The 22,460-nt window shown below is 63.9% G+C and carries 24 protein-coding genes, 1 tRNA gene and 1 pseudogene; 3 read left to right on the top strand and 23 right to left on the bottom strand.

From position 1 onward, the window contains the following. The first annotated feature begins 9 nt into the window (after nucleotides 1-9). From ACM6JT_RS05620 to ACM6JT_RS05610, 3 genes and pseudogenes are all read left to right on the top strand, one after another. Complete coding sequence (locus ACM6JT_RS05620; RefSeq protein WP_105393871.1) at nucleotides 10-801, top strand: oxepin-CoA hydrolase, alternative type; 792 nt, start codon at nucleotides 10-12, stop codon at nucleotides 799-801. 6 nt (nucleotides 802-807) lie between these two features. After that, nucleotides 808-921: pseudogene (locus tag ACM6JT_RS05615) on the top strand (phosphotransferase family protein); the annotation flags it as partial. A gap of 151 nt (nucleotides 922-1,072) precedes the next feature. After that, nucleotides 1,073-1,765, top strand: a complete 693-nt coding sequence (locus ACM6JT_RS05610) for a glutathione binding-like protein (RefSeq protein WP_414856083.1) — start codon at nucleotides 1,073-1,075, stop codon at nucleotides 1,763-1,765. A gap of 47 nt (nucleotides 1,766-1,812) precedes the next feature. Here the strand turns inward: ACM6JT_RS05610 and ACM6JT_RS05605 are convergent, their stop codons facing one another. From ACM6JT_RS05605 to secG, 23 genes are all read right to left on the bottom strand, one after another. After that, entirely contained in the window at nucleotides 1,813-2,289 is a 477-nt protein-coding gene (locus tag ACM6JT_RS05605) for a MaoC family dehydratase (RefSeq protein ID WP_131947263.1), read from the bottom strand. Beyond that, nucleotides 2,286-2,747: a MaoC family dehydratase gene (locus ACM6JT_RS05600; protein WP_414856082.1), complete on the bottom strand. Its 462-nt coding sequence runs from the start codon at nucleotides 2,745-2,747 to the stop codon at nucleotides 2,286-2,288. The genes ACM6JT_RS05605 and ACM6JT_RS05600 overlap by 4 nt, the downstream gene beginning before the upstream one ends. Before the next feature lie 38 nt (nucleotides 2,748-2,785). Then, nucleotides 2,786-3,919 (bottom strand): acyl-CoA dehydrogenase family protein, encoded by a 1,134-nt coding sequence (locus tag ACM6JT_RS05595; RefSeq protein WP_105390967.1) that lies wholly within the window; start codon nucleotides 3,917-3,919, stop codon nucleotides 2,786-2,788. 25 nt (nucleotides 3,920-3,944) lie between these two features. Then, nucleotides 3,945-5,141, bottom strand: coding sequence for an acyl-CoA dehydrogenase family protein (locus ACM6JT_RS05590; protein ID WP_034184899.1), 1,197 nt, complete (start codon nucleotides 5,139-5,141; stop codon nucleotides 3,945-3,947). A gap of 152 nt (nucleotides 5,142-5,293) precedes the next feature. Next, entirely contained in the window at nucleotides 5,294-5,716 is a 423-nt protein-coding gene (locus ACM6JT_RS05585; RefSeq protein ID WP_131947260.1) for a DUF1178 family protein, read from the bottom strand. Nucleotides 5,717-5,852: 136 nt separating this feature from the next. After that, on the bottom strand, nucleotides 5,853-6,443 hold the full coding sequence (locus tag ACM6JT_RS05580; protein ID WP_034184897.1) for an NUDIX domain-containing protein: 591 nt from the start codon (nucleotides 6,441-6,443) through the stop codon (nucleotides 5,853-5,855). Nucleotides 6,444-6,483: 40 nt separating this feature from the next. After that, entirely contained in the window at nucleotides 6,484-6,780 is a 297-nt protein-coding gene (locus ACM6JT_RS05575; protein WP_034184896.1) for a DUF2818 family protein, read from the bottom strand. Further along, complete coding sequence (gene nuoN, locus ACM6JT_RS05570) at nucleotides 6,780-8,234, bottom strand: NADH-quinone oxidoreductase subunit NuoN (RefSeq protein WP_034184895.1); 1,455 nt, start codon at nucleotides 8,232-8,234, stop codon at nucleotides 6,780-6,782. Before nuoN ends, ACM6JT_RS05575 begins: the two co-directional genes overlap by 1 nt. 39 nt (nucleotides 8,235-8,273) lie before the next feature. Further along, nucleotides 8,274-9,764, bottom strand: a complete 1,491-nt coding sequence (locus ACM6JT_RS05565; protein ID WP_034184894.1) for an NADH-quinone oxidoreductase subunit M — start codon at nucleotides 9,762-9,764, stop codon at nucleotides 8,274-8,276. A gap of 18 nt (nucleotides 9,765-9,782) precedes the next feature. After that, nucleotides 9,783-11,837, bottom strand: coding sequence for an NADH-quinone oxidoreductase subunit L (gene nuoL, locus ACM6JT_RS05560; protein ID WP_414856081.1), 2,055 nt, complete (start codon nucleotides 11,835-11,837; stop codon nucleotides 9,783-9,785). A 17-nt stretch (nucleotides 11,838-11,854) separates the two neighbouring features. Then, complete coding sequence (gene nuoK / locus ACM6JT_RS05555) at nucleotides 11,855-12,160, bottom strand: NADH-quinone oxidoreductase subunit NuoK (RefSeq protein ID WP_004185739.1); 306 nt, start codon at nucleotides 12,158-12,160, stop codon at nucleotides 11,855-11,857. A gap of 17 nt (nucleotides 12,161-12,177) precedes the next feature. Next, nucleotides 12,178-12,828 carry an NADH-quinone oxidoreductase subunit J gene (locus ACM6JT_RS05550; protein WP_414856080.1) on the bottom strand — a complete coding sequence of 217 codons (651 nt, stop codon included), beginning with the start codon at nucleotides 12,826-12,828 and terminating at the stop codon, nucleotides 12,178-12,180. 103 nt (nucleotides 12,829-12,931) lie between these two features. Further along, entirely contained in the window at nucleotides 12,932-13,420 is a 489-nt protein-coding gene (gene nuoI / locus ACM6JT_RS05545; protein WP_006478270.1) for an NADH-quinone oxidoreductase subunit NuoI, read from the bottom strand. Between the two features lie 12 nt (nucleotides 13,421-13,432). Continuing rightward, nucleotides 13,433-14,500, bottom strand: a complete 1,068-nt coding sequence (nuoH, locus tag ACM6JT_RS05540) for an NADH-quinone oxidoreductase subunit NuoH (protein WP_034184891.1) — start codon at nucleotides 14,498-14,500, stop codon at nucleotides 13,433-13,435. After that, complete coding sequence (gene nuoG / locus ACM6JT_RS05535; RefSeq protein ID WP_414856079.1) at nucleotides 14,501-16,831, bottom strand: NADH-quinone oxidoreductase subunit NuoG; 2,331 nt, start codon at nucleotides 16,829-16,831, stop codon at nucleotides 14,501-14,503. Between the two features lie 81 nt (nucleotides 16,832-16,912). Continuing rightward, nucleotides 16,913-18,223, bottom strand: coding sequence for an NADH-quinone oxidoreductase subunit NuoF (gene nuoF, locus ACM6JT_RS05530; RefSeq protein WP_034184889.1), 1,311 nt, complete (start codon nucleotides 18,221-18,223; stop codon nucleotides 16,913-16,915). Then, the gene (nuoE, locus tag ACM6JT_RS05525; protein WP_006756903.1) at nucleotides 18,220-18,705 is read right to left on the bottom strand and encodes an NADH-quinone oxidoreductase subunit NuoE; all 486 of its coding nucleotides are present in this window, start codon (nucleotides 18,703-18,705) and stop codon (nucleotides 18,220-18,222) included. The genes nuoF and nuoE overlap by 4 nt, the downstream gene beginning before the upstream one ends. A 174-nt stretch (nucleotides 18,706-18,879) precedes the next feature. Next, entirely contained in the window at nucleotides 18,880-20,133 is a 1,254-nt protein-coding gene (locus tag ACM6JT_RS05520; protein WP_034184888.1) for an NADH-quinone oxidoreductase subunit D, read from the bottom strand. Nucleotides 20,134-20,142: 9 nt separating this feature from the next. Beyond that, nucleotides 20,143-20,745, bottom strand: coding sequence for an NADH-quinone oxidoreductase subunit C (locus ACM6JT_RS05515; protein ID WP_034184887.1), 603 nt, complete (start codon nucleotides 20,743-20,745; stop codon nucleotides 20,143-20,145). A 21-nt stretch (nucleotides 20,746-20,766) separates the two neighbouring features. Continuing rightward, nucleotides 20,767-21,246, bottom strand: coding sequence for a NuoB/complex I 20 kDa subunit family protein (locus ACM6JT_RS05510; RefSeq protein WP_006398799.1), 480 nt, complete (start codon nucleotides 21,244-21,246; stop codon nucleotides 20,767-20,769). A gap of 62 nt (nucleotides 21,247-21,308) precedes the next feature. Beyond that, entirely contained in the window at nucleotides 21,309-21,668 is a 360-nt protein-coding gene (locus ACM6JT_RS05505) for an NADH-quinone oxidoreductase subunit A (protein WP_006398798.1), read from the bottom strand. A gap of 153 nt (nucleotides 21,669-21,821) precedes the next feature. After that, nucleotides 21,822-21,906: transfer RNA gene (locus ACM6JT_RS05500), tRNA-Leu, on the bottom strand. A gap of 111 nt (nucleotides 21,907-22,017) precedes the next feature. Then, complete coding sequence (secG, locus tag ACM6JT_RS05495) at nucleotides 22,018-22,395, bottom strand: preprotein translocase subunit SecG (RefSeq protein WP_034184886.1); 378 nt, start codon at nucleotides 22,393-22,395, stop codon at nucleotides 22,018-22,020. Between the last annotated feature and the right edge of the window lie 65 nt (nucleotides 22,396-22,460).

The raw sequence follows: 22,460 nt of genomic DNA, 5'->3' as shown, positions 1-22,460 counted from the left end.
CACGCTCGCATGAGTGCTGAACTGCTGGCCTCGCGGCCGCCCGAGAGCGATTCGACGCTCGTCCTCACGCTGTCCAATCCCGGCGCGCGCAACGCGCTGCATCCCGACATGTACGCGGCCGGCGTCGAAGCGCTCGCCACTGCCGAACGCGATCCCGGGATTCGCGCGGTCGTGCTGACGGGTGCCGACCGCTTCTTCTGCGCAGGCGGCAACCTGAACCGGCTGCTCGACAACCGCTCGAAGGATCCGTCCTGCCAGGGCGACAGCATCGATCAGCTCGGCGCATGGGTGACGGCGATTCGCGAATCGACGAAGCCGGTGATCGCGGCGGTCGAAGGCGCCGCGGCCGGCGCGGGCTTCTCGCTCGCGCTTGCGTGCGATCTGATCGTCGCCGCGCACGACGCGAAGTTCGTGATGTCGTACGCGCGTGTGGGTCTGACGCCCGACGGCGGCGGCTCGTGGTTCCTCGCGCGTGCGCTGCCGCGTGCGATCGCGGCCGAGATCCTGTTCGAAGGCAAGCCGGTCGCGGCCGAACGCCTGCATGCGCTCGGTGTGGTCAACCGGCTCGCCGTGCCCGGCGCAGCGTTGGACGACGCGCTGACATGGGCCGACGCACTCGCCGGCATCTCGCCGAACGCACTCACGCGCATCAAGTCGCTGCTCGACGTTGCGACGACTCAGCCGCTAGAACCGCATCTCGGTACCGAGCGCGATCATTTCGTCGCCTCGCTGCATCACGCGGACGGGCTCGAAGGCATCACCGCCTTTCTCGAGAAACGCCAGCCGCGCTACAAGCGCTAATCCGCGTCGGCCGACGACGGCCGTCCGACGACGATCGTGCATGGCGACTACCGGCTCGACAACCGGATCTTCCATCCGCACGAACCGTGCGCGCCCGCCGTGCTCGACCGGGAACTGTCGGCACGTCGGCGATCATCTCCCGTTTGCCTGCGCGTACGCATCGGCGGGCATGTTTCCGTCGCCAGCGGCCCGTGTCGAACCATGCTCTAATGACCGCCTGTCGCGGCGCGCTGCCGGCGCCGTTTTCGCGCATGCAACCAAGGAGTTGACGATGATCGACGTCTACAGCTGGGCGACCCCGAACGGCCACAAGGTACATATCATGCTCGAGGAAACGGGCCTCGCCTACCGTGCACTTCCGGTCGATATCGGCGCAGGCGACCAGTTCAAGCCCGAGTTCCTGAAGATCAGCCCGAACAACAAGATTCCGGCGATCGTCGATCCTGACGGCCCCGGCGGCAAGCCGATCTCTCTGTTCGAATCGGGTGCGATCCTGATCTACCTCGCGGAGAAGACCGGCAAATTCCTGCCGACCGATCCGGCCGCGCGCTATGCGACGCTCGAGTGGCTGATGTTCCAGATGGGCGGTATCGGCCCGATGCTCGGGCAGGCGCACCATTTCCGCCTGTACGCGCCGGAAAAGATCGAATACGCGGTCAACCGCTATACGAACGAAGCGAAGCGCCTGTACAACGTGATGGAAAAGCGCCTCGGCGAATCCGAATATCTCGCGGGCGACGCGTACACGATCGCGGACATTGCGACGTTCCCGTGGACGCGCTCGTGGCAGAACCAGGGCATCGTGCTCGACGAGTTGCCGAACGTGAAGCGCTGGCACGATGCAATCGCCGCGCGACCGGCCGTGCAGCGCGGCGTCGATGTACTCGCGTCGATGCGCAAGGCGCTGCAGGACGACAAGGCACGCGAGGTGCTGTTCGGCGCGATGCAATACGCGAAGCACTGACCCGTGCGTGACGGGCGGAGCGGCATCCGTGCATGCCGCCCCGCGCGTCAGAAGTAATGCAGCGTGATGAATTCCGCCGCGCAAACAAGCAACGGCGCGTCGGGACGCTCGGCCTGGATCGACACCGACCATGTCACCTGCACGCCGCCCCGCGCGACCTCGGCGGTTTCCTTCACCGCGAACAACGCGCGCACGCGCACACCGACCGGCACCGGCTTCAGGAACCGCACGCGGTTCAGTCCGTAGTTCACGCCCATCTTCTGCTCGAAGCGCATCGCATCGGTCATCAACGCGGGAATCAGCGACAGCGTCAGGAACCCGTGCGCGATCGGCCCGCCGAACGGCGACTCGCGCCGCGCGCGTTCGGGATCGACGTGAATCCATTGATGATCGCCGGTCGCGTCGGCGAAGCCGTCGACGCGATGCTGGTCGATCGCGATCCAGCCGCTCGCGAGCGGCTCCTCGCCGATACGCGCCTGCAACGCCTGCGCCGACGCGATCAACGGCAATGTCACGTCGGTCATGCGTTCGTGCCTCGCGGATCGCGCAGCCCGAAAATCACCTTGGACTGCACGGTGATCACCGTCTCGCCGCTACCGTTGATGCCGATCCACTCCGTCGACACGATGCCGCGATCGGGCTTGCTCTCCGAGACACGCTTGTCGTGGATCTTCTGGTGCATCGTGATCGTGTCGCCGGCGCGCACCGGCTTGAGCCAGCGGATCGAGTCGATGCCGGGCGAGCCCATGCTGGTCGAGTCCGGCCCGAGCTTCTTGATGAGCAGGCTCATGAACACCGAGCACGTGTGCCAGCCGCTCGCGACCAGTCCGCCGAACGGCGACGCCTTCGCGGCCTCCTCGTCGAGGTGGAACGGCTGCGGGTCGTAGCGCTGCGCGAACGCCTTGATGTCGTCGGGCTCGAACGTGTAGCTGCCCACTTCGATGGTGCTGCCGACCACCAGATCTTCGTAACTGATACCCACTTGTGTGTCCCCTTGTCTGACGCGCTCGCGCGTCGCCGTCATGCCGCGTCGGCCTGCGCGAAATCGGGCAGCGCCGCGATGCGGGCAAGATGATGATCGGTGTCGCCGAGCGTCGTCTCGATGATCGACAGCCGCTTGAACAGGTGCGCGGCGGCAACCTCGTTGGTCACGCCCATGCCGCCGTGCAACTGGACGGCTTGCTGACCGACGAAGCGCGCGGCCGCGCCGACGCGCGCCTTCGCGGCCGACACGGCCTTGCGTCGCGCATCGGCGTCGCCGCCCGCATAGCGCACCGCGGCCAGGTAGGTCAGCGAACGCGCCTGCTCGGCATGGATCAGCATGTCGACCATCCGGTGCTGCAGTGCCTGGAAACGCGCAATCGGCACGCCGAACTGCTCGCGCGTTTTCGTGTATTCGACCGTCGCGCGATTCAGTTCGTCAAGCGCGCCGACCGCTTCCGCGCACAGCAGGAACGTCGCGTAATCGGCAATCTGCTCGAGCGCCGCCGCGTCGCGAGCGCCGCCTGTCAGCAGTCGGGCCGGCGTTTCGTTGAACTCGATCGTTGCCGCACGCTGGCCGTCGATGGTCCGGTAGTCGACCACCTTCGCGTTCGCCGCATCGCGTTCGACGACAAAGAGGCCGATGCCGCCGTCGTCGACACGCGCAGGCACGATCCACGCGTGCGCCTGTGCGCCATGCTGAACGACCGACTTGGTGCCGGTCAGCCGATGCGTGCCGCCCTGCTCGCGTGCGTGCGTATCGAGCTCGAACAGGTCATAACGCGCATGCGGTTCGTGGAATGCGACCGCCAAGCGCTTCTGCCCCTGCGCGACTGCCTCCAGCAGTGCGGCATCGTCGCCTGCGCCGGACCCGGCGATGCGCAATGCCTCGACGCCGACCGCCGTTGCCCAGTACGGCTCGATCACGAGCGCGCGGCCGATCTCCTGCATCGCAACCAGCATGTCGACCGTGCTGCCGCCGAACCCGCCCTGCGCGTCCGGCACGGGCAGCGCGGTCAGCCCCAGTTCGGCGAACGCACTCCATTGCGTATCCGACACGCCCGCATCGCTGCGCACGATCGCCTGGCGTGCATCGAAACCGTATTGCTCGCCGAGATAACGGCGCAGCGCGTCGGCGAACTGCTGCTGCTCATCGGTAAAGCTGAAATCCATGGTTGTCTCCGCTTCCGTACCCTGTTCACAGGCCCAGAATCATCTGCGCGATGATGTTCTTCTGGATCTCGTTCGAACCGCCGTAGATCGACGTCTTCCGATAATTGAAGTAGTACGCGGCGAGCGGCGCCGCATCGTCGTCGCCCGCGATGCTGTGCTCGCGTTCGCCATTGAGGAACGGTACGTCGAACGGTGCGGCGAGCGGGCCGATCGCGTCGAACATCAGCTCGGTGAGCGCCTGCTGCACTTCGGTACCCTTGATCTTCAGCATCGACGCCTCGGGGCCCGGCCCCTTGCCGCTCGTCTCGCGGCTGACGACGCGCAGCACCGTCACCTCGAGCGCCATCAGCTCGACTTCGAGCGCCGCGACCTTCGCGGCGAACACGGGGTCGGCGAGCAACGGCTTGCCGTTCTTGCGCTGGTTCGACGCCACGCGCTTCAGGAACGCGAGTTCGCGCTTCGACGCGCCGACACGCGCGATGCCGGTGCGCTCATGGCCAAGCAGGTATTTCGCGTAGGTCCAGCCGCGGTTCTCGTCGCCGACGAGATTCTCGACCGGCACCTTCACGTCCTCGAAGAACACCTCGTTGACCTCGTGATCCTCGTCGAGCGTGATGATCGGCCGCACCGTGATGCCGGGCGTCTTCATGTCGATCAGCAGGAACGAGATGCCCTCCTGCTTCTTCGCGGCCGGATCGGTGCGCACGAGGCAGAACATCATGTCCGCGTACTGGCCGAGCGTCGTCCAGGTCTTCTGGCCGTTGACGACGTAGTGGTCGCCCTGGCGCTCGGCACGCGTGCGCAACGACGCGAGGTCGGACCCGGAACCCGGCTCCGAATAGCCCTGGCACCACCAGTCGGAGCCGTCGAGAATGCGCGGCAGATAGTGGCGTTTCTGCGCTTCGCTGCCGTATTTCATCAGCACCGGCGCAACCATCGACACGCCGAACGGCAGCACGGTCGGCGCGCCGATCCGCGCGCATTCCTCGTCCCAGATGTGCCGTTGCGTCGCGTTCCAGCCCGGGCCGCCGTATTCGGCCGGCCACGCAGGCGCGGACCAGCCGCGCTGGCCGAGAATCCGGTGCCAGCTCGCGAAATCCTCGCGGTCGAGTCGTTTGTGATCGAGTACTTTGGCGCGCAGTGCGTGAGGCAGGTTGGCCTCGAGCCAGGCGCGGACGTCGACGCGGAACGCGTCGTCGGCGGGGGAATAATCCAGATCCATGCGCAGTGTCTCCTGTCGACCAGAGTTAGTGCTTTAGCACTTACTCTGGTCCCATGCTTCGCGGTCGACCGGAGCTAGCGCTTCAGCACCTGCTCAGGTCCCATGCAAGGCTCGCCGCGGCCGTCCGGCCCGGCAAGGACCCACTGCGTACGTCATTGCAGCGGTTCTTTCAGCGCGGCAGGAATCGGCAGCGGCATCACGTCGATGCCTTCTTCGACCAAGGATTGCGCATCTTCCGGTGTCGTGACGCCACGGATGCTGCGTGCCGGCGCCTCGTTGTAATGGATGCGCCGCGCTTCCTCGGCGAAGCGCTCGCCCACGTTCTCGGTCTTCTCCAGCACCTCGCGCAGCGCGCGCAGCACCTGCGCCTGCAGCGCACGCGGATCAGCCGGCTGGGCCTGCGTCGCGCCTGACAGATTCAGGCGCGGCGCCGACGGCAGACGATTGACCTCGGTCGTCCCGCACACCGGACATTCGACCAGCTTGCGGGACAACTGCGCTTCGAATTCATCGGCGGAAGCGAACCAGCCTTCGAACCGATGACCGTGCGGGCACTGTAAATCGAGGACCTTCATGCTGAATCAGGGCGTGTGACGAGTGTAGCGCAAAAAGCGGTTTTGTGAACGATCGTGCTAAACCACGATCGCGCGACGCGAAAGCGCCGTGTCATCGGATTGTAACGCGGCGCCCCACACGCCGCTGACGCCGCGCTCAGGGCGTCAGGACCGGCCCGAGCGGCCAGGTGCCGGACAGCACCTTGTCGAGCCACATCGTGCCGATGATCGTCTTCACGTCGGTGATCTGCCCGGTGCGCACCCATTCCTGCAGGTCGGATTGCGTGGCGGTGAAGGTTTCGAGGAATTCGCCTTCGTCGAGCTTGCGCTCGCCGGCCGTCAGCCCGCGCGCGAGATACAGGTCGATGAATTCGGTCGAATAGGAAATGATCGGGTGAATGCGGGCCAGGAACACGTATTCGCGCGCCGTATACCCCGTTTCCTCGCGCAGTTCGCGCACCGCGCACGCAAGCGCGCCTTCGTCCGGATCGAGCTTGCCGGCCGGGAATTCGGCCATCACCTTGCCGATCGGGTAGCGATACTGGCTTTCCATCAACACGCGGCCGTCGTCGAACAGCGGGATCACCATCACCGCGCCCGGGTGCTGGACGTATTCGCGCGTGGCCTTCTTGCCGTCCGGCAAACGGACGGTATCGCGCTTGAGCTTGAGGAACGAGCCGTCGAAGATCGCCTCGCTTTCGAGGCAGGTTTCGGTCAGTGCGGCGTCGTGATTGGGTAGTTCGGCCATCGGCGGCTCCAAGATTGAGCACGACGGACGGCCGAAGCCGTCAGCGTCGTTTGACGAGATACTGGAACGTGAAGCCGGGAAACGCGAACACGATGAAAAGACTGAACGTGATCGCGTAAAACTGCCAGCCCTGTTCGAAGCGGTTGCCGGCACGCGACTCGAGCCAGAAGCCGAGCGCGCCGACCACGAAGTACAGCACGATCAGCTCGCCGATCCGCACCCACGCACTCTTCTTCGCCGCGCCGAACGGCACGACGGCGAAGAGGCGTTGGTTCAGGAACGGCAGGTTGGCGCACACGAGCGCCAACAGCACGATAAACCAGCCGGCTGCCGACATTACAGCGGCAGCGTGTGACGGATCGCCTGCAGGCACGCCGTCAGCAGCGGGCTCGGGATCAGGCCGAGCACGACGACCGCCAGGCCGTTCAGCACGAGGATCGTGCGCTTGCAGATATCGCCCGAGATCGGCGTCGAATCCTGCGGTGCATCGAAGTACATCAGCTTCACGATGCGCAGGTAGTAGAACGCGCCGAACAGCGACGTGATCACGGCCAGCACGGCCAGCCACGTGAGGCCCGCGTTGACGGTTGCCTCGAGCACGGCGAGCTTCGCGTAGAAACCGACGGTCGGCGGGATGCCTGCCAGCGAGAACATCATGACCATCATCACGAACGCGAACACCGGGCTGCGCTTGTTGAGGCCCTTGAAGTCGTCGATCGTTTCGGCTTCGAAATCGCGGCGCGCGAGCAGCATCACCACGCCGAACGAGCCGAGCGTCGTGATCAGGTAGACGATCGCGTAGAACATCGCCGAGCTGTATGCGTTCGCCGGTGCCGCCGCGTCGCCCTTCACGATGCCCGCGAGCAGGCCGAGCAGCACGAAGCCCATGTTCGAGATCGCCGAGTAGGCGAGCATCCGCTTGATGTTGCGCTGGACGATACCCGTGATGTTGCCGACGATCAGCGACAGTGCGGCGAGGATCACGAGCGCGGTCTGCCAGTTCTGCGCGAGCGGCAGCAGGCCCATCACCAGGAACCGCAGGCCCCACGCGAACGCGGCAACCTTCGGGCCGCCGCCGACGAACAGCGTCATCGCGGTCGGTGCGCCCTGGTAGACGTCCGGCACCCACATGTGGAACGGCACGGCGCCGAGCTTGAACGCGATACCGGCGACGATGAAGACCACGCCGAACATCAGCACGGCTGCGTCGGTGTTGCCGCCGACCGCCTTGTACACTTCGCCCAGCTCGAGCGAGCCGGTCGCACCATAGAGCATCGAGATGCCGTACAGCACGAAGCCCGACGCAAGCGCGCCCAGCACGTAGTACTTCATCGCGGCTTCGCTCGACTGCGGGGCATCGCGGCGCAGCGCGATGACCGCGTACAGCGACAGCGACATCAGTTCGAGACCGAGGTACAGCGTCAGGAAGTTGTTGCCCGACACCATGACCAGCTGGCCGAGCAGCGAGAACATGCCGAGCAGGAACACGTCGCCGCGGAACATGTCGCGATCTTCGAGGTACTTGCGCGAATAGACGAGCGAGACCGCGAAACCGAACGACACGACGGCCTTCATCGTGCTCGCGAACGAGTCGACGACGACCATCTTCGAGAAGAAGTAGTACTGCTGCGGGTCGAGCGCCTGCACCGCAAACCACACGCCGGCGACGACCGACGATACGACCGCGATCAGATAGGTCAGCCGGCGGCCGGAAGCACCGGTAAAGGTGTCGTTCAGCCATGCGACGACGATGGCGGCCATCACCAGCGCGTCAGGCAACAGGACATTCATAGGAGCGTTTTGCATGATCTTGATTTCCTCCGCTCGCGATTACTGGGCCAGCGGCAGCTTGGACTGCGCGACGTGGGAGAGGAGGTTTTCGACGGAAACGTGCATCACGTCGGTAAAGGGCTTCGGATACAGGCCCATCAGCATCGTGAACGCGGCCAGCACGGCCAGCATCAGGAATTCGCGACGGCCGATGTCCTTCAGCTTGGCGACGTGATCGTTCGCCACCGCGCCGAAGTACACGCGCTTGTACATCCACAGCGTGTATGCGGCACCGAGGATCAGCGTGAATGCCGCGCCGAATGCGATCCAGAAGTTGTACTGGACGGCCGCGAGAATCACCATGAACTCGCCGACGAAACCCGACGTACCCGGCAGGCCGCAGTTGGCCATCGAGAACAGCATCGCGAATGCCGCGAACTTCGGCATCACGTTGACGACGCCGCCGTAGTCGGCGATCTGGCGCGAGTGCAAGCGGTCGTACAGCACGCCGATGCAGAGGAACATCGCGCCCGACACGAAGCCGTGCGAGATCATCTGGACGATCGCGCCTTCGACGCCGAGCTGGTTGAAGATGAAGAAGCCGAGCGTGACGAAGCCCATGTGCGCAATCGACGAATACGCGACCAGCTTCTTCATGTCGGACTGCACCATCGCGACGAGGCCGATGTAGATCACCGCGATCAGCGACAGCGTGATCACGACGGGTGCCAGGAAGTGGCTCGCGTCAGGCGTGATCGGCAGCGAGAAGCGCAGGAAACCGTACGCGCCGAGCTTCAGCATGATCGCAGCCAGCACGACCGAACCGCCCGTCGGCGCTTCCACGTGCGCGTCCGGCAGCCAGGTGTGCACCGGCCACATCGGCACCTTCACCGCGAACGCAAGGAAGAACGCGATGAACAGCAGGATCTGTGGCGTCATCGCGATCTTCGCGTTCTGCCACGTCGCGAGGTCGAACGAATGCGTTTCCGTGTACAGGTAGATCAGTGCGACCAGCATCAGCAGCGAGCCGGCCAGCGTGTACAGGAAGAACTTGAACGCCGCATACACGCGGTTCGGGCCGCCCCACACGCCGATGATGATGTACATCGGGATCAGGGTCGCCTCGAAGAACACGTAGAACAGCAGGCCGTCGGCCGCCGAGAACACGCCGATCATGATCCCGGACAGGATCAGGAAGGCCGCGAGGTACTGCGCGACGTTCTCGGTGATCACTTCCCACGCGGCGATCACGACGATCACCGTGATCAGCGCGGTCAGCACGACGAACCACATCGAGATACCGTCGACGCCGAGGTGATACGCGATGTCGAAGCGTTCGATCCAGGTCGACTTCTCGACGAACTGCAGCGCAGCCGTGCTCGAGTCGAAGCCCGTGATCAGCGGAATCGTGACCGCGAGGCCGAGCAGCGAGCCGATCAGCGCGACCCAGCGGGCCGTCCCCGGATTTTTGTCGTTACCCACCGCGAGCACGAGGAGGCCGAAAACGATCGGCAGCCAGATCGCGGTACTGAGAATCGGAAAAGCGTGCATTGTTCTTGTCCCCTCGCCTTATTTGCCGCCGAGCGTTACAAACAGGGTCAAGAGCCCCAGCATGCCGATGATCATGGCGAACGCGTAGTGATAGATGTAACCGGATTGGAGGAAGCGGATCACGCCGGCGAACCAGCCGATGAACCGGGCGCTGCCGTTGACGAGACCGTCGATCACGACGACATCGCCCTCTTTCCACAGACCGCGGCCGATCGCGACCGAGCCCTTGGCAAACACCACCTCGTTGATCTTGTCCATGTAGTACTTGTTGTCGAGCAGCGTGTAGATCGGGCCGAACGCGCGGCGGATCACGGCAGGCAGCTCAGGACGCTTCAGGTACAGGAACCACGCGACCACGACACCGGCGATCGCGAGCCACAACGGCAGCGTCGTCAGCGAGTGCAGGCCCATCGCGGCCCAGCCATGGAATTCCTTGCCCAGCTCTTCGAGGCCCGGGTGGTTTTCGCCGATGAAGATCACCTTGTCGAATGCCACGCCATGTTCGAAGAAGCTGCCGTACAGCATCGGGCCGATCGCGATCGCACCGACGATCACCGACGGAATCGCGAGCAGCACGAGCGGCAGCCACACGACCCACGGGGTCTCGTGCGGTTCGTGTGCGTGGTCGTCGTGACCATGGCCGTGGCCGTGATCGTCGTGACCGTGCGCGGCCGCCATGCCCATCGGCGATTCAGGATGCTTCGGCTTGCGGAAGCGCTCTTCGCCGTGGAACACGAGGAAGTACATGCGGAACGAGTACAGCGCCGTCACGAACACGCTGGCGACCACCGCGAAGTACGCGAAGCCCGAACCCGCGAGATGCGATTCCTTCACGGCCTCGATGATCGAATCCTTCGAGTAGAAGCCGGAGAAGAACGGCGTGCCGATCAGTGCGAGCGAGCCGATCAGCGACGTGATCCACGTGATCGGCATGTACTTGCGCAGGCCGCCCATGTTGCGGATGTCCTGGTCGTGGTGCATGCCGATGATCACCGAACCCGCGGCGAGGAACAGCAGCGCCTTGAAGAACGCGTGCGTCATCAGGTGGAACAGCGCGACCGGGTACGCGGACACGCCGAGCGCGACGGTCATGTAGCCGAGCTGCGACAGCGTCGAATACGCGACCACGCGCTTGATGTCGTTCTGGATGATGCCGAGGAAGCCCATGAACAGCGCCGTGATCGCGCCGATCACCGTGACGAACGACAGCGCGGTGTCCGACAGCTCGAACAGCGGCGACATGCGCGACACCATGAAGATGCCGGCCGTCACCATCGTCGCCGCGTGAATCAGCGCCGAGATCGGGGTCGGGCCTTCCATCGAGTCCGGCAGCCACACGTGCAGCGGGAACTGTGCCGATTTACCCATCGCGCCGATGAACAGGCAGATACAGGCGACGGTCAGCAGGCCCCAGTCGGTGCCCGGGAAGTGCAGGCTCGCGAGCTCCGCGCGCTTCGCGAACACTTCGCCGTAGTTCATCGAGCCTGCGAACGCGAGCAGCAGGCCGATGCCGAGCAGGAAGCCGAAGTCGCCCACGCGGTTCACGAGGAACGCCTTCATGTTCGCGTAGATCGCGCTCTCACGCGTGAAGTAGAAGCCGATCAGCAGGTACGACACCAGACCCACCGCTTCCCAGCCGAAGAACAGCTGCAGGAAGTTGTTGCTCATCACGAGCATCAGCATCGAGAACGTGAACAGCGAGATGTACGAGAAGAAGCGCTGGTAGCCGTCTTCTTCCGACATGTAGCCGATCGTGTAGATGTGCACCATCAGCGACACGAAGGTCACGACGACCATCATCATCGCGGTCATCGAATCGACCAGGAAGCCGACTTCGAGCTTCAGCGAGCCGACCCGCATCCATTCGTAGATGGTCGCGTTGAAGCTCGCGCCGCCCATCACGTCGACGAAGACTTTCGCCGACAGGAGGAACGCGATCATCACGCCGAGGATCGTGATCCGGTGTGCGCCCTTGCGCCCGACTGCGCTCCCGAACAGCCCCGCAATCAGCGAGCCGGCCAGCGGAGCGAGCGGAATCGCCAGCAGCAGGTTTTCATTGAGTGTCGTTGACATAACAGCGTTGCCTGAAATTAACCTTTGAGCTGATCGAGATCCTCGACATTGATCGTGTCGAGCTTACGGAACAGGGTCACCAGAATCGCGAGGCCGATCGCGGCTTCCGCTGCGGCGACCGTCAGCACGAAGAACACGAAGATCTGGCCGTGCACATCGCCGAGGTAGTGCGAGAACGCGACGAAGTTGGTATTCACCGCTAGCAGCATCAATTCGATCGCCATCAGGATGATGATGATGTTGCGGCGGTTCAGGAAGATCCCGACGATCGCGATCGCAAACAGGATCGCGCCGAGCACGAGGTAGTGAGCAAGAGTCAACATGGTTTTCTTTCCTCCGCTTAGCCGTTGGTGCTCGTACCGGCTTCGCTCTGCGCCGTTTCCGACTCCGGCTTGTCCGCTTCCATCTTCACGAGGCGCACGCGATCGTTGCGGCGCACCTTGACCTGATCCGACACGCGCTGGCGCTTGCTGTCCTTGCCCTTGCGCTCGGTCAGCCCGATCGCGGCAATGATCGCGACCAGCAGCACGAGGCCGGCGATTTCAAACGCGAAGATGTAGTCGGTGTAGATCACCTTGCCGATCAGTCGCGTGTTCGACCAGTTGGCCATCTCGCCCGTCGCCATCGCGTGCACCGTGTGCGTGTCGCCGTAGCCGCGCCAAAGGATCAGCGCGGTCTCGATCACGATGATCGCGCCGACCACGGTCGCCATCGGTACGAAGCGCTTGAAGTCGCGGCGCAGGTAGTCGATGTTGATGTCCAGCATCATCACGACGAACAGGAACAGCACCATCACGGCGCCCACGTAGACCAGCACCAGCAGGATCGCGAGGAACTCCGCTTCCAGCAGCATCCAGATCGCGGCGGCGTTGAAGAACGCCAGCACAAGGAAAAGCGCAGACGCCACCGGGTTGCGCGAAGTGATCACCTTCAGCCCTGATACCACCAGGAGCAGCGCGAAGATGTAGAACAGTACGGTCGTGAATTCCATAATTACCGGTTCATCGTTAGGCCATAGTCAGGCGCGGCTTGCGGGACGCCCGCACCCGTCGCGGCGGCTCGGCCCATGCTGCGGGCCGGCACTGCAAACACAATCAACGATACGGCGCGTCGGCAGCCTTCGCCGCGGCGATGTCCTTCTCGTAGCGATCGCCCACCGCGAGCAGCATTTCCTTCGTGAAATACAGGTCGCCGCGCTTTTCGCCGTGGTACTCGAGAATCTGCGTCTCGACGATCGAATCGACCGGGCAGCTCTCTTCGCAGAAACCGCAGAAGATGCACTTCGTCAGGTCGATGTCGTAGCGCGTCGTGCGGCGCGTGTTGTCCGCGCGCGTTTCCGATTCGATCGTGATCGCCAATGCGGGACACACGGCCTCGCACAGCTTGCACGCGATGCAGCGCTCTTCGCCGTTCTCATAGCGGCGCAGTGCATGCAGCCCGCGAAAACGCGGCGAGATCGGGGTCTTCTCTTCCGGGAACTGCACGGTGAACTTGCGCTTGAACGTGTAACGACCGGTCAGCGCGAGCCCCTTCAGCAGCTCAGTCAGGAAGAAGGTCTTAAAGAAGTGTTGGATTGCCGTCATGATTTCGTCCGATTACTTCACCCAGATGTTGAGCGGCGACATCATCCAGAAGCCGACCACGACCACCCAGATCACCGTGACGGGCAGGAACACCTTCCAGCCCAGACGCATGATCTGGTCGTAACGGTAGCGCGGGAACGTCGCGCGAACCCAGATGAACACCGACAGCAGTGCAAAGACCTTCAGCACCAGCCAGAAGATGCCCGGAATGAACGACAGGAACTCGAACGGTGCATCCCAGCCGCCGAGGAACAGCGTCGCAGCCAGTGCCGAGATCACGATCATGTTGATGTACTCGGCGAGGAAGAACAGCGCGAACGCCATGCCCGAGTAGTCGATCATGTGACCGGCAACGATTTCCGACTCCCCTTCCACCACGTCGAACGGGTGACGGTTCGTTTCGGCGATGCCCGAGATGAAGTAGACGACGAACGCCGGCAGCAGCGGCAGCCAGTTCCACGACAGGAAGTTCACGCCGTGGCCCGCGAAGAAGCCGTGCTGCTGCGAACCGACGATTTCCGACATGTTCAGGCTGCCGGCCGTCATCAGCACCAGCACCAGCGCGAAGCCCATCGAGATTTCGTACGAGACCATCTGCGCCGCGGCGCGCATCGCGCCGAGGAACGCGTACTTCGAGTTCGACGCCCAGCCCGCAAGGATCACCGCGTACACGCCGATCGACGAGATCGCCATCGCGTACAGCAGGCCCGCGTTGATGTTCGCGAGCACGGCCTGAGCCTGGAACGGGATCACGGCCCACACGGCGAATGCCGGCACGACGGTCATGACCGGCGCGATCAGGTACAGCCAGCGGCTGGCGGCGCTCGGCTGAATGACTTCCTTCAGCAGCAGCTTCAGCACGTCGGCGATCGGCTGCAGCAGGCCGCCGGGGCCGACGCGGTTCGGACCGAGACGCACGTGCATCCAGCCGATCAGCTTGCGTTCCCACAGAATCAGGTACGCGACGCACAGCAGGATGACGACGGAGACGACGAGGATGCGCACGACTGCCCACACCGTCGGCCACGCAAAGCCGAGAAGCTGGGCTCCGCCCGCGTTGATCGTATCGAACAAGCTCATTTACGCCTTCTCCACCACCAGTTCACCGGACAGGCTGCCGAGCGCTGCGCCGGCAGGCGTCGCCGCCGACACGCGAACGACCGTCTCCGCAAGATTCGCGTCGCGCACGGCCGGCAACTGCACCGCACGCTCGCCCTGGCGCACGCGCACGGCGTCGCCTTCCTTCAAGCCCAGCTTGTCGAACAGCGCGGCCGGCAGGGCTGCGGCATTCGCCGCCTTCGCGGCGGCCGTCAGGTGCAGTGCACCTGCGCGGCGCACGAGCGCGTCGGCGTGATAGATCGGCACATCGGCCAGGCGCTCGAAGCCGCCGTTCGCGGCATTCGCCGCGACGCGCGCCGGCGCGATCGACGTCTGGTTCGACAGACGGCCCGCGACGCCTTCATCGCCGAGCGCCGCGAGACGCACTTCTTCCGCCGTCTCGTATTCGAAGTTCGGCAGGCCGAGCAGGCTGCCCAGCACGCGCAGCACCTTCCAGGCCGGACGCGTGTCGCCGAGCGGGCGCACGACGCCGTTGAAGCTCTGCACGGTGCCTTCCGCGTTGACGAACGTGCCGGCCGTTTCCGTGAACGGCGCAACCGGCAGCAGCACGTCGGCGTAGTCGAGGCCGTGCTTGAACGGCGACATCACGACAACCATCTCGGCCTGGTTCAGCGCGGCAAGCGCCTGCGCCGGATCGGCAGTGTCGAATTCCGGTTCGACGTTCAGCAGCACGTAGCCCTTGCGCGGCTGCGCGAACGCTTCGCGCGCATTCAGGCCGCCTTCGCCCGGCAGCGCGCCGACGACGTGCGCGCCGACCGTGTTAGCCGCTTCCGTCAGGAAGCCGAACGTGGCGCCGGTGTTGTCGGCGATCCACTGGGCGACCGCGTGCAGCTTCGCGAATTCCGGATGGCGGACCGCGACGTTGCCGAGCAGCACCGCGCGGCGCTCGCCGTTCGCGAGCGACTGCGCGACCGCCTGGGCGGCCGGCGATGCGGTGACGCCGGCGAGCGTGTCGGGCAGCGCGACGCCGCGCAGTTGCGCGACGGCCGCGGCGATGCCGGCCAGCTCGTCGAGCCATGCCGACGGCGCGGCGACGATGCGCTGCGCGGTCGGGATCAGTGCGTCGTCACCGGTCGCGTGCAGGAAGTGCAGCTTCGCGCCGTTCTTCGCGGCCTGACGCAGGCGCGCGGCGAACAGCGGATGGTCGCGGCGCAGGAACGAACCGACGACGAACGCGGCGTCCACGTTCGACAGGTCGGCGATCGGCATGCCGAGCCACGGCGCGCCCTGCACCGGCGCCGAGAAATCCTGCTGACGCAGACGGAAATCGACGTTCGGCGTCTTCAGTTCGTGTGCGAGCTGCTTCACGAGGAACAGCTCTTCAGCGGTGCTGTGCGCGCTCGCGAGCATCGCCAGCGCGTTCGCGCCGTGATCCGCGGCGATGCTCTTCAGGCCCTTCGCGACATATTCGAGCGCGGTCTGCCAGTCGGTCTCGATCCACTGGCCGCCCTGCTTCAGCATCGGCTTCGTCAGGCGCTCTTCGCTGTTGAGGCCTTCATACGAGAAGCGGTCCTTGTCCGAGATCCAGCATTCGTTGATCGCTTCGTTCTCGAACGGCAGCACGCGCATCACGCGGTTGTTCTTCACCTGCACGACGAGGTTCGCGCCGACGGAATCGTGCGGGCTCACCGACTTGCGGCGCGACAGTTCCCACGTCCGGGCGCTGTAGCGGAACGGCTTGCTGGTCAGCGCGCCGACCGGGCACAGGTCGATCATGTTGCCCGACATCTCGGAATCGACCGTCTTGCCGACGAACGTCGTGATTTCCGAGTGCTCGCCGCGGCCCAGCATGCCGAACTCCATCACGCCGGCGATTTCCTGGCCGAAGCGGACGCAGCGCGTGCAGTGGATGCAGCGCGACATTTCTTCCATCGAGATCAGCGGGCCCACGTTCTTGTGGAACACCACGCGCTTTTCTTCCGAGTAGCGCGACGACGACTTGCCGTAGCCGACCGCCAGATCCTGCAGCTGGCATTCGCCGCCCTGATCGCAGATCGGGCAATCGAGCGGGTGATTGATGAGGAGGAATTCCATCACCGACTGCTGCGCCTTCACGGCCTTGTCGGACTGCGTGTGGACGATCATGCCGGCCGACACGGGAGTCGCGCAGGCAGGCACGGCCTTCGGCATCTTCTCGACTTCGACGAGACACATCCGGCAGTTGGCCGCAACCGACAGTTTCTTGTGATAGCAGAAGTGAGGAATGTACGTATCCGCCTTGTGCGCAGCCTGGATCACCATGCTGCCTTCGGGCACCTCGACCTTCTTGCCGTCTATTTCAAGTTCAACCATGATGGTGAATGGTCCTTAACCTATTTCCGCCCGTTCGCGCCTTCGCCCGACCGTGCGCTCAAATTCCGCAACCGGTTCGCTTCAGGCCGCAGCCGCGTGCGCGTGGCCGCCGACCATGCAGTGCTTGTGCTCGACGTGGTACGCGAATTCGTCCCAGTAGTGCTTGAGCATCCCGCGTACCGGCATCGCCGCCGCATCGCCGAGCGCACAGATCGTGCGGCCCATGATGTTCTCGGCAACCGAGTTCAGCAGGTCCAGATCCTCCTGGCGGCCTTCGCCGTGCTCGATACGGTTCACGACGCGATACAGCCAGCCGGTGCCTTCGCGGCACGGCGTGCACTGGCCGCACGATTCCTCGTAGTAGAAGTACGACAGACGCAGCAGCGAGCGCACCATGCAGCGCGTCTCGTCCATCACGATCACCGCGCCGGAACCGAGCATCGAGCCCGCCTTCGCGATCGAATCGTAGTCGAGATCGGTCTGCATCATGATGTCGCCCGGGATCACCGGTGCCGACGAACCGCCCGGAATCACGGCCTTGATCTTCTTGCCGCCGCGCATCCCGCCGGCGAGCTCCATCAGCGTCGCGAACGGCGTGCCGAGCGGCACTTCGTAGTTGCCCGGACGCTCGACGTCGCCCGACACCGAGAAAATCTTCGTGCCGCCGTTGTTCGGCTTGCCGATCTCGAGGTAATTCTGCGGCCCGATGGACAGCAGGAACGGCACCGCGGCGAACGTCTCGGTGTTGTTGATCGTGGTCGGCTTGCCGTACACGCCGAAGCTCGCCGGGAACGGCGGCTTGAAGCGCGGCTGGCCCTTCTTGCCTTCGAGCGACTCGAGCAGCGCCGTTTCCTCGCCGCAGATGTACGCGCCGTAACCGTGGTGCGCGTGCAGCTGGAACGAGAATTCGGAACCCATGATGTGGTCGCCGAGGAAGCCTGCGGCGCGCGCTTCATCGAGCGCGGCTTCGAAGCGCCGATACACTTCGAAGATTTCGCCGTGGATGTAGTTGTAGCCGACGGTGATGCCCATCGCGTATGCGCCGATGGCCATGCCTTCGATCAGCGCGTGCGGGTTCCAGCGCAGGATGTCGCGATCCTTGAACGTGCCCGGCTCGCCTTCGTCCGAGTTGCAGACGAGGTACTTCTGCCCCGGGAACTGGCGCGGCATGAAGCTCCACTTCAGGCCGGTCGGGAAGCCCGCACCGCCACGGCCGCGCAGGCCCGACGCCTTGACGTCGGCGATCACCTGCTCGGGCGGAATCTTTTCTTCGAGAATGCGGCGCAGCTGCTTGTAGCCGCCGCGCGCGACGTAGTCTTCGAGATGCCAGTTCTCGCCGTTCAGACCAGCGAGGATCAGCGGTTTGATGTGACGGTCGTGGAGGGACGTCATTTCGAGAGCTCCTCAAGCAGCTGGTCGATCTTCTCGCGGCTCATGAAGCTGCACATTCTGTGATTGTTCACCAGCAGCACCGGCGCATCGCCGCACGAGCCCATGCATTCGCCTTCCTTCAGCGTGAACTTGCCGTCGGGCGTGGTTTCGCCGAAGCCGATGCCCAGCTTCTGTTTCAGGTAGTCGGCAGTCGCTTCCGCGCCGCCGTGCGGGCCAAGCTGGCACGGCAGGTTCGTGCAGAGCGTGATCTTGTGCTTGCCGACCGGGTTGAGCTCGTACATCGTGTAGAACGTCGCGACTTCCTGCACGGCGACGGCCGGCATGCCGAGATAGTCCGCAACGAACTGCATCAGTTCGGGCGACAGCCAGCCGTGCTCTTCCTGAGCAACGGCCAACGCCGACATCACGGCGGACTGTTTCTGATCGGCGGGATACTTCGTCAACGCTCGATCGATTTCCTTCAGGCCTTCAGCTGAGATCATTTTCAGACACGACTCTTTCAATTCCTACCGAACGAAGAACCTGCCGCACACTTGGGGTGCATGGACGGCAGACCTGGCGCTCACTCTGTTGACAGCTTGCGAAGTCGCGCCGGTTCAGCGCGCATCGCGTGTGACTTACCGCTCGCCGCCCGGAGCAAACGGGCGGCGCAACCATTAGCGATCGATCTCGCCGAACACGATGTCCTGCGTACCGATGATCGTGACGGCGTCGGCGATCATGTGACCGCGCGCCATTTCGTCGAGCGACGCCAGGTGCGCGAAACCCGGCGCGCGAATCTTGAGGCGATACGGCTTGTTGGCACCGTCCGACACGAGGTAGATGCCGAACTCGCCCTTCGGATGCTCGACCGCCGCGTACGCTTCGCCTTCCGGCACATGGAAACCTTCGGTGAAGAGCTTGAAGTGGTGAATCAAGTCTTCCATGTTGGTCTTCATGCCGACGCGCGACGGCGGTGCAACCTTGTGATTGTCCGTCATCACCGGGCCCGGATTCTTGCGGAGCCACTCAATACACTGTTTCGCGATGCGGATCGACTGGCGCATTTCTTCGACGCGCACCAGATAGCGGTCGTAGCAATCGCCGTTCACGCCGACCGGCACGTCGAAATCCATGCGATCGTACACTTCGTACGGCTGCTTCTTGCGCAGGTCCCACGCGATGCCCGAGCCGCGCAGCATCGGGCCCGTCAGGCCCATCTGCAGCGCACGTTCGGGGCTGACCACGCCGATCCCGACCAGACGCTGCTTCCAGATCCGGTTGTCGGTGAGCAGCGTTTCGTATTCGTCGACGCACTTCGGGAAGCGCGTGAAGAAATCGTCGATGAAGTCGAGCACCGAGCCGCTGCGCGCTTCGTTCATCTTCGCGAGCGCCTTCTCGTTGCGAATCTTCGACGCCTTGTATTGCGGCATTGCGTCAGGCAGGTCGCGGTAGACGCCGCCCGGACGATAGTACGCCGCGTGCATCCGGGCGCCGGACACCGCTTCGTACACGTCCATCAGGTCTTCGCGTTCGCGGAATGCGTACAGGAACACGGCCATCGCGCCGACGTCGAGTGCGTGCGCGCCGATCCACATCAGGTGGTTCAGCACGCGCGTGATCTCGTCGAACAGCACGCGGATGTACTGCGCGCGCTCCGGCACGTCGATGCCGAGCAGCTTTTCGATCGCGAGCACGTAGCCGTGCTCGTTGACCATCATCGACACGTAGTCGAGACGGTCCATGTACGGCACGGACTGGATGAAGGTCTTGGATTCCGCGAGCTTTTCGGTCGCGCGGTGCAGCAGGCCGATGTGCGGATCGGCACGCTGGATGACTTCGCCGTCGAGCTCGAGCACGAGGCGCAGCACGCCGTGCGCTGCCGGGTGCTGCGGGCCGAAGTTGAGCGTGTAGTTCTTGATTTCTGCCATGACGCCCCCTTAATGTTTCAGACCGCCATAGCGATCCTCGCGGATCACGCGCGGCGTGATTTCGCGCGGCTCGATCGTCACCGGCTGGTACACGACCCGCTTCTCTTCCGGGTCGTAACGCATTTCGACATAACCCGACACCGGGAAGTCCTTGCGGAACGGGTGGCCGATGAAGCCGTAGTCGGTGAGGATGCGGCGCAGGTCGGGGTGGCCTTCGAACACGATGCCGTACAGGTCGAACGCTTCGCGCTCGTACCAGTTCGCGGAGCTCCAGATGTCGACCAGCGATGCCACGATCGGCAGGTCGTCGTCCGGCGCGAACGCACGCAGGCGCAGGCGCCAGTTGTTCGTGACCGACAGCAGGTGCGACACGGCCGCGAAGCGCGGGCCGTCGTAGGCGCCGTCGCCGAAGGTCTGGTAGTCGACGCCGCAGAGGTCGATCAGTTGCTCGAAACGCAGCTTCGGATCGTCGCGCAGCGTCTTTGCGACTTCGAGGTAATCGCTCGCCTTCACGACGAGCGTCAGTTCACCGATCGCTTCGGTGAGGCTCACCACGCGCGCGCCGAGCGCGGCTTCGAGGTTTGCCTTGAGGATCTCGATTTTGCTTGCCATATTGAGGGGACGCTCGGGGCTTTATTGACGGGCGATGGTATTGGTGCGGCGGATCTTCGCCTGAAGCTGGATCACGCCGTAGACCAGCGCCTCGGCCGTGGGCGGGCAGCCCGGCACGTAGACGTCGACCGGCACGATCCGGTCGCAGCCGCGGACCACCGAGTACGAGTAGTGGTAGTAACCACCGCCGTTCGCGCACGACCCCATCGAGATCACCCAGCGCGGCTCGGCCATCTGGTCGTACACGCGGCGCAGCGCAGGCGCCATCTTGTTGCAGAGCGTGCCGGCGACGATCATCACGTCCGATTGACGCGGGCTCGGACGAAACACGACGCCGAACCGGTCCAGATCGTAACGGGCCGCGCCCGCATGCATCATCTCGACGGCGCAACACGCGAGCCCGAACGTCATCGGCCACAGCGAGCCGGTACGCGTCCAGTTGATCAGCTTGTCAGCCGTCGTGGTGACAAACCCTTCCTTCAAGACCCCTTCGATACTCATTTGCTTTCCACTCCAGACGAGCGACCGAGCGTGGCCGCCCATGCAAACCGGCGATTAACCCATCACTCCCAGTCGAGCCCGCCTTTCTTCCAGATATAGGCAAAGCCCAGCAGGAATTCGAGCAGAAAAATCATCATTGCGATGAAACCCGGCCAGCCGATGTCCCGGAGCGCGACGCCCCACGGAAACAGGAATGCGGTTTCGAGATCGAAGATGATGAACAGGATGGCGACGAGGTAATACCGGACGTCGAATTTCATCCGGGCGTCTTCAAAGGCTTCGAAGCCGCACTCGTACGGTGCGTTCTTCTCGACGTCCGGCTTGTTGGGACCAAGGAGCTTGCCGATGCTGACCAGCGCTATACCTAAACCAGTGCCCACGAGGAGGAACAACAAAACGGGGTAATAGGCTGCGAGGTTCAAGGCAATCCTCTATCGGTTGGTTCTGAGCGTCCGGAGAATACCACTTCCGGCGGAAGGAATCATTTCGGAGTGCAGGCGATCGCAAGACAACCGCAAGGACACCCCAGAAATGAAAAATGCCAGCCACTGGAAGCGGCTGGCATTGAGTAACTTTGGTGCCGACGGCGAGACTCGAACTCGCACAGCTTTCGCCACTACCCCCTCAAGATAGCGTGTCTACCAATTTCACCACGTCGGCACTGCATGCAACTCGGGTTGTGCTGCTTGTTTCCCGCGAATCGCTTCAAGACTTAAATTCTAACCCGACTTCTAGAATTGTTCAACGCACAAACGCAAAAAATTTAACTTTTTATTTCGGGACGTCCTGGCCCGGCGCGCTTGCAGCCGAACCCGCGGCAGCGGATGCCGCAACGGCCGGCGCCGACGCTGCAGGCGCCGATGCCGGTGCGGTCGCAGCCGCGCCGAGCACGCCCGCCGACGGCGTCGACTTGTACGAACCGAGGTACGTCAGCGCGAGCGTCGCGATAAAAAAGATCGTCGCGAGAATGCCCGTCGTGCGCGACAGGAAGTTCGCCGAGCCCGTCGCACCGAACAGGCTGCCCGACGCGCCGCTGCCGAATGCAGCGCCCATGTCGGCACCCTTGCCGTGCTGCAGCAGCACGAGACCAATCACACCGAGTGCAGACAGTACCTGCACCACAATAATCAGCGTCTTGAATAACAGCATCACACCCACCCGATTGGATCGGGCGACCGGATCGACCGGCCGCCTTCATGGTTCAATTCGATCGC

Origin of the sequence: Burkholderia sp. IT-111MI5 (assembly GCF_949752865.1) — a bacterium.
GTDB lineage: Bacteria > Pseudomonadota > Gammaproteobacteria > Burkholderiales > Burkholderiaceae > Burkholderia > Burkholderia pyrrocinia_C.
This window is presented reverse-complemented; position numbering and strand designations above follow the sequence as displayed.